Consider the following 420-nt stretch of genomic DNA (forward strand, 5'->3'; position numbering starts at 1 on the left):
GAAGTGGCCCTGGAAAAACGGTTCATTCACCGATACGTTCTTCACCGCACGCAGATATTTGTGCTCTTCAAACTCGAGGACGCGGTCGACCAGCAAGAACGGATAACGGTGAGGAAGCAGATCCAAAATTTCTGCAATATCCAGAGTATGAGTGTCAGTAGTCAAAATACTCTTCCTGTCTCTAAAAACTGATGGCATCAACAACACGGCCTGCGCTGACCCCAAAAGGAGATCATCATGCAGGCCGCAAATTAACATCTCTTTGCGCTTTTGGTCTCACGACCAACGCGTTTCGTTTTGTACCCGCGAGAGCGGGCGGCAATGACTAGTCTTTTCCGACTTTACGTTCGACAGCTTTCAAGCGCTTGCTGATCTCATCGATATTCATTACCAACGCAGCGGTTTTACGCCAAACCTTGT

Annotated in this window: 1 pseudogene; it reads right to left on the reverse strand. The window is 48.3% G+C overall.

What is annotated here, in order from left to right:
• A pseudogene (locus tag C5L13_RS28490) lies at nt 1-198 on the reverse strand (hypothetical protein); the annotation flags it as partial.
• Nucleotides 199-420 lie beyond the last annotated feature (222 nt).

This window comes from Neorhizobium alkalisoli, from assembly GCF_002968635.1.
GTDB classification, from domain to species: domain Bacteria; phylum Pseudomonadota; class Alphaproteobacteria; order Rhizobiales; family Rhizobiaceae; genus Neorhizobium; species Neorhizobium alkalisoli.